The organism is Armatimonas sp. (assembly GCF_043760365.1).
GTDB lineage: Bacteria > Armatimonadota > Armatimonadia > Armatimonadales > Armatimonadaceae > Armatimonas.
The window spans coordinates 1-5830 of record NZ_JAYUPA010000218.1; the positions used below are offsets into that span (position 1 = coordinate 1).

The window sequence follows — 5830 nt, forward strand, 5'->3', positions numbered from 1 at the left end:
ACATCGAAGGCGATCACGGAGGGCTCACGAAGCAAGATTCCCTTGCCGTGAACGTAGACGAGTGTATTGGCGGTACCAAGATCTATCCCCATCCGCCGCCGCCGTAGTGGAAACCCGAAAAAACGCATAATATTAAAGTTCGCTTGCCAGACGCTTCCCCCGGAGTCCAGTCCCAAATCAGGCGTGAAAATGGGAGCGGTGAAGGTAAGATCCTAACAAAAATTATATCATGGGATTGTCGCGAATTCGCCGTCTGCTCGGTACACTGGAAAACATGATATGGACCGCTCTCGATGTGGTAGTCGTGGGGGTATTTGCCGTGCAGCTTATCGGCTGGCTTTGCGTCGTGGCGGCAATCCTCAGGATCAAAAATGGCCCGGTGACCCACGCTATCCGGCGCACCGTCCCACTGGCCACCACGACCAAAGAGCTGGTCGCCGCGAGCGGTGTGATAGCCGCCCAGCTCAAAACGCGGTCGCTGCAACTGCTCAGACGCTCAAAAAATATCCAGCGGCGCTGGACAGTTGGTAAGCTGCCCATGGGGATGTGGATCGAACCGCAGCACCTACGACAGGCTGCCGGTTTTTTCGCGCTGCTCCGTCAGCGCAAGACCACGCCAAACCCAGTGCCTCGCCGACGTATCTCGCTCGTACAGCGCCTTGGCCTGCTCCCTCCGGTTCTGAGCAAGCTAACCCCGCTTGGCAAAGTCGCCCGGATAGCTCTCCAGACCCTGAAGCAACTGAGACGCTAGCCCATGCAACAACACACCAAAACCCGATGGAATCGCAGGCTTCTCGTTGCCACACTCGGAGCGGCTTTTGGGTTGAGTCTGCTCCTCCCTGCCATCCCCGCCCAGCAGGCACAGGGAGTGGATCCTGGCTACAAGACGGTTGCGCGGCCATTTCTCGATAAATACTGCATCACCTGCCATAGTGGCGACAAAGCCAAAGGGGCATTTCGAGCGGATGGCACACTCACGGCGAGCTTTTCGGACCGTACGATCAAGGGGAAGTGGGCGGAAGTCGTCAACCAACTCAATAGCCACCTGATGCCCCCTAAAGAGCTGACGCAGCCAACGCCCACTGAGGTCTCGGCGTTTATGGACTGGGTCTCTGTCCAGACAAAGAAAGCCGAGGAAACGCTGCGTGACCGGGCACCCGTGATGCGACGGCTCACCCGTGAGGAGTACAAAAACTCGCTACAGGATCTGACCGGCGTCGCCTTTGACACCAGCGGCTTCCCCACAGACCCGTCCGCTGGAGGTTTTGATAACAATGCCCGTGCCCTAACGGTGGCTCCACTCCACATTGAACTCTACGCCGCCGCCGCAAAACAAATCCTAGATCAGGCACTCGTTGATGATAGCCAGCCGCGTCCGGAGAAAATCATCTGGCGCTTTGATCCAAAAGCCACGGCAATGGATGCACGGCGTGTCAAGCTAGACCAAAAGAATAACTCCGTGATTGTCAATGGTGGCAAGAACACTGAGGAGGGTGAGTGGGTTGTTGTGCGCCACGAGAGCTGGGACAAGGGCGTGGATGCCCGCAACTTCGCCGTACCACTTGAGGGTACCTACACTGTCCGTTTACGTACCTCAGGACGCATCCCGAGCCGTGCGCAAGTCACGACGGCAGCGGATAAAATTCTGGCGGCGCGGCGTGATAAGCAGCTTCAGGAAAACCCAAACGGCGCAAAATACCACGAGCAGGCCTATCAACGCGATCTTCAGCACTTCGCCACCGACCCAATGTATGACTATGGCCCACCACGCGTGAAGCTCGTGCAGCATCTGGGGTCGCAGCCGCGCACAGTAGCGGAGTTTGATGTGGACACCGCACCCAATACCTACGCGTTCCCAGTGCGCTTTACCACGCAGTCCACCGGGCTGAACTTCCATTACGCCTACGACATCCCCAAGGTTCTGGAAAATTTCTGGTGCCAGAGCCACGAAAACTTCGCCCGCCCGGAGCTGCTGATTGACTGGTTCGAGCTGGAAGGCCCGGTCTACGATGCCTGGCCGCCCTCAAGCCACACAAAAATCCTCTTCCCCTCGCCCTTGCGCCAGAGCAACGAGCGGGCCTATGCCAAGGAAGTAGTGGCCCGCTTCCTACGACAAGCCTACCGTCGCCCCATTGTCGAAACAGAGCTAACAAGCAAGCTCGCTCTCTTTGATCAGGCGCGGCAGGGCCAGAGCTTTGTCGAGGCGATCAAGGCTCCCCTGACGGCAGTGCTGGCCTCACCCCACTTTCTCTTCCTGATGGAGCCCACGGGCAAGCTCTCTGACCACGCGCTGGCGGCACGCCTCTCGTATTTCCTCTGGGGGACGCAGCCCGACCCAACACTCTCCCTGCTTGCGGACACCGGGAAGCTGCACGAGCCCGCCACGCTCCGCAGTCAGACCAACCGTCTCCTCGCCGATCCGCGTGCCTCCGAGTTTGTGAGGCGCTTTGCCGGTCAGTGGCTGGGACTGGGGCAAGTGGGGGCAAATCCTCCCGCCACAGACCTCTATCCTGGCTACGACCGGCACTTTGAGCTCTCGATCGTGCGGGAATCCGAGGCATTCTTCGCCGAGATTCTGACGCATGATCTGGATGCGCTCAACCTCATCAAGTCCAACTTCGTGGTGGTCAACGAGCGCCTAGCCCGCGCCTACGGCATTCCCTGCGTCAAGGGCGACTCGTTCCGCCGCGTTGCCGTTCCGCCCGGTGTGCACCGAGGCGGTGTGCCCACGCAAGCGTCCATTCTCACCATCACCTCGAATGGCACGCGAACGTCGCCCGTGAAGCGCGGGACATGGATTATGAAGACACTGCTCAACGCCGACCCGGGGCTTCCCGTGGCCAATGCCGGAGAGATTGCCGCGCGCGTACCCGGAATCGAGAAGGCAACGGTTCGTAAGCGCCTTGAAATTCATCGGACGCGCCCGCAGTGCGCCCGCTGCCATAGCCACATTGATCCGCTTGGCTTTTCCCTGGAGAACTTTGATGCATCGGGCGCATGGCGAGAGCGCGAGGGCTTCGGTTACAAAGGCCGTGTCGAGCAGAACGATCCTCTGATTGATGCCAGCTCTAGCCTCCCCGACGGCACAAAAATCACCGGTGTGGACGGCCTTCAGGATGCGCTTCTGGCCAAGAGCGACGCATTTCTCACCTGCCTCGCTACCAAAATCCTCACCTTTGCCCTGGGCCGCGAACTAAGCCTGGCCGACCGACCGCTGCTACAAGGCGCGGTCGCACACATGAAGCAAAACAAGCGTACTCTGCACTCCCTTATCGAGTACACCATCACCTCTGAGGCATTCCGAACCAAATGAACCGACGATTTGTTCTACGCGCGACGGGCGCGAGCCTGCTCTTACCGCTGCTGGACGCCATGCTGCCTCGCAGTGGTCAGGCCGACGATGGCACGGGTTTTTCGCCCTGGGCAAAGTCCGATGCCAAGCACCCGCGCTTGATCTGCTGCTACATCCCCAACGGCGTGAATATCGCGGAGTGGGTGCCCAAAGACGTGGGTACGGGCTACACACTCTCCCCGACACTCTCGGCTCTGGCGTCTATTCGCAATGAGTTCACGGTGCTTTCGGGTCTCGGGCATCCGGGCTCAGAAGGGGGGCACTCGGGGGCGGACACCTGGCTGACGGGCGCGAATCTCAAGGGCCGACCCGGTGCGGACTATGCCAACTCCATCTCGGTGGATCAGCTTCTGGCGGCAGCCCATGCCAAAGCCACACGCTACCCCTCGCTTCAGCTCTCGGACCTCTCTGGCACGGGAAGCGCGGGGCACTCCCACACCCTCTCGTTTGATCGAAATGGCACGCCGCTCCCCTCAGAGAACTCCCCACGGCGGCTGTTCGAGCGCCTTTTTGTGCCCGAAAACGCCGCGGATCGCGCCGCTGCGCTCCGCCGGTATACCCAGCGTCGCTCCATCCTGGATGACATCGCCGCCGAGGCGAAGGCGCTGGACAAGAAGCTTGGCACAGACGATAAGCGCAAGCTCGATGAGTACTACACGTCGGTGCGTGAGACGGAGCAGCAAGTAGGGCGCTTGCAGGGCTGGATTGATGTGCCGAAGCCTAAAGTGCCGGAAACGGGGCTTGGTCTGAACATGCAGCCCGCCAACGCGCACGACCGCCCCCTGTGGCTGGATGTCATGCTTCAGCTCTCGTATCTGTCTTTTGTAACGGACACGACGCGGGTGATTACGTTCGAATGGTCCCGCGAGGCCGGAGGCTTTGGCGGCGGCGGTGAGAACCATCACGAGCTCTCGCACCATGACGGCAGCCCGGACAAGCTCAAAAAACTAGCCGAGATTGATAAGTTTCATCTGAGCCGCTTAGAACGCTTCGTGAAACTCCTCGCCGCCACCTCCGAGGGCGAGAGCCGGATGCTGGATCGGACGATGATTGTCTACGGCTCTGGGATGAACTCGGGCACGGGCACCGGCGACCACTCTCCCAAGAACCTGCCCCTACTTCTTGCGGGCGGGAAGGCACTGGGGCTCAAGCACGGGCAGCACCTGGCGTTTGACCAGGAAAGGCACCCTCCCCTCGCCAATGTCTTGCTAACGCTTCTACAAAAATCCGGCATCGAGACGGATAAATTCAGCGATGCCACGGGCACCCTGGCCGGGCTGACTTAGCGTGTTCTATTTCGCGTAGTCGAGTAGGAAAGCAAGGGTCAAGCGTGCCATGTCGGTGACATAGGCAAAGTCCACTTTATCGGGCGTGTCCGTAGATTTATGGTAGTGGGGATACCGGTACTCGCCCTCATAAAGGCCCGTGACAACGTAGCCGAGCTGCTCAAAGGGCACATAGTCCGATGCTTCCACGGGGTCTATTTTTGTCGGCACTTTGACCACTGTTTTTGCCAGGGCCTCCAGGCGCGCCACGAGCGTTGCAGAGGCTGCGTTGTTAGCAGGCACTCCCCCTTCGTCACGGTCAAGAAAAAGGCTTTTGGCCCTGTCCGGGTAGCCAACCTCGTCCAAGTTAAAGACCAGCGTGAGCTTCTCACCGCGTTTTTTACACTCCGCTGCGTAGGCCGTCGAGCCCCAGAGGCCTTGTTCCTCGCCGGAGAAGAGTGCAAAGCGCAGTGGGACGCGTAGCGGAACGTCTTTCAGGAGTCGCGCCATTTCGAAGAGAACCGCCACTCCTGTGGCGTTGTCGTTCGCGCCCGGCGCAGGTGATTCTGGCGCACCAAGGTTCTCCTGGCGGCTGTCAAAATGCGCACAGAGCAGGATCGCCCCTCCGGAGCCGCCGGGCTTCTGCGCTAAGACATTGTGGAGCTGCTTGCCACTGTGTTCGTAGGCATGGCGTGTAGACCGGTAGCCCATGGCGCGAAACCGTGCCTCCAGATGCGCCACGATTGCGAGATGGTGCTTTGAAAGCGTGTGCCGCGTCGGCCAGCGCGTCGCTAGCTCTTTAACATCTCGCTCAAAATTAGATCGGGAAATTTTCGTCAGGAGTACATATTTATCCACAAACAATTGTATCGGATGGATGCATTATGGTAAAACGATTTCGTGAGTTTTGTAATTCGTTTCGCAAAAATAGAGGATCTAGAGTCTATCCGTGCTATATATAATGATGCCGTTAAGACAAGTACCGCCACACTCGAAACCGACGAGCGCGATCTTACCGCACAACGACACTGGCTCGATCAGCACAGTGGAGACCCGTACCCGTGTTTTGTCGCCGAAGACCGCGATGGGATAATCGCCGGTTGGGCCTCTCTCTCGCCCTATAATGCCAAGCCGGGCTACCGGGGCACGGCGGAGAACTCGGTGTATGTGGACACGCGTGCGCAGGGCCAGGGGATCGGGGAAGCACTCTTGC

The 5830-nt window shown here is 59.2% G+C and carries 6 protein-coding genes; 4 read left to right on the forward strand and 2 right to left on the reverse strand.

Annotation, left to right across the window (positions count from 1 at the left end; translation table 11 throughout):
* Positions 1 to 128, reverse strand: a 128-nt coding sequence (locus tag ACH2EH_RS05305) for a rod shape-determining protein (RefSeq protein WP_395139645.1), incomplete at its 3' end; no start/stop codon positions are given.
* A 146-nt stretch (positions 129 to 274) separates the two neighbouring features.
* On the opposite strand from ACH2EH_RS05305, the gene ACH2EH_RS05310 reads away from it, so the two are divergent.
* Genes ACH2EH_RS05310 through ACH2EH_RS05320 form a run of 3 tightly spaced genes read left to right on the forward strand, consistent with a single transcriptional unit; the run spans position 275 to position 4638 of the window.
* Entirely contained in the window at positions 275 to 751 is a 477-nt protein-coding gene (locus ACH2EH_RS05310) for a hypothetical protein (protein WP_395139636.1), read from the forward strand.
* A 3-nt stretch (positions 752 to 754) separates the two neighbouring features.
* The gene (locus ACH2EH_RS05315) at positions 755 to 3313 is read left to right on the forward strand and encodes a DUF1592 domain-containing protein (RefSeq protein WP_395139638.1); all 2559 of its coding nucleotides are present in this window, start codon (positions 755 to 757) and stop codon (positions 3311 to 3313) included.
* Positions 3310 to 4638 carry a DUF1552 domain-containing protein gene (locus tag ACH2EH_RS05320; RefSeq protein ID WP_395139640.1) on the forward strand — a complete coding sequence of 443 codons (1329 nt, stop codon included), beginning with the start codon at positions 3310 to 3312 and terminating at the stop codon, positions 4636 to 4638. The genes ACH2EH_RS05315 and ACH2EH_RS05320 overlap by 4 nt, the downstream gene beginning before the upstream one ends.
* Positions 4639 to 4644: 6 nt before the next feature.
* On the opposite strand, the gene ACH2EH_RS05325 is transcribed toward ACH2EH_RS05320, so the two are convergent.
* A complete protein-coding gene (locus ACH2EH_RS05325; protein ID WP_395139641.1) occupies positions 4645 to 5475 on the reverse strand; it encodes a M28 family metallopeptidase in 831 nt (276 codons plus the stop codon).
* Between the two features lie 42 nt (positions 5476 to 5517).
* Between ACH2EH_RS05325 and ACH2EH_RS05330 the strand changes: the two genes are divergently transcribed.
* Positions 5518 to 5830, forward strand: a 313-nt coding sequence (locus ACH2EH_RS05330; RefSeq protein WP_395139643.1) for a GNAT family N-acetyltransferase, incomplete at its 3' end; no start/stop codon positions are given.

Excerpts from the sequence above, each read along its gene's own strand:
- ACH2EH_RS05310 (WP_395139636.1), top strand. The coding sequence starts at position 275 with ATGATATGGACCGCTCTCGATGTGGTAGTCGTGGGGGTATTTGCCGTG.
- ACH2EH_RS05315 (WP_395139638.1), top strand. The coding sequence starts at position 755 with ATGCAACAACACACCAAAACCCGATGGAATCGCAGGCTTCTCGTTGCC.
- ACH2EH_RS05320 (WP_395139640.1), top strand. The coding sequence starts at position 3,310 with ATGAACCGACGATTTGTTCTACGCGCGACGGGCGCGAGCCTGCTCTTA.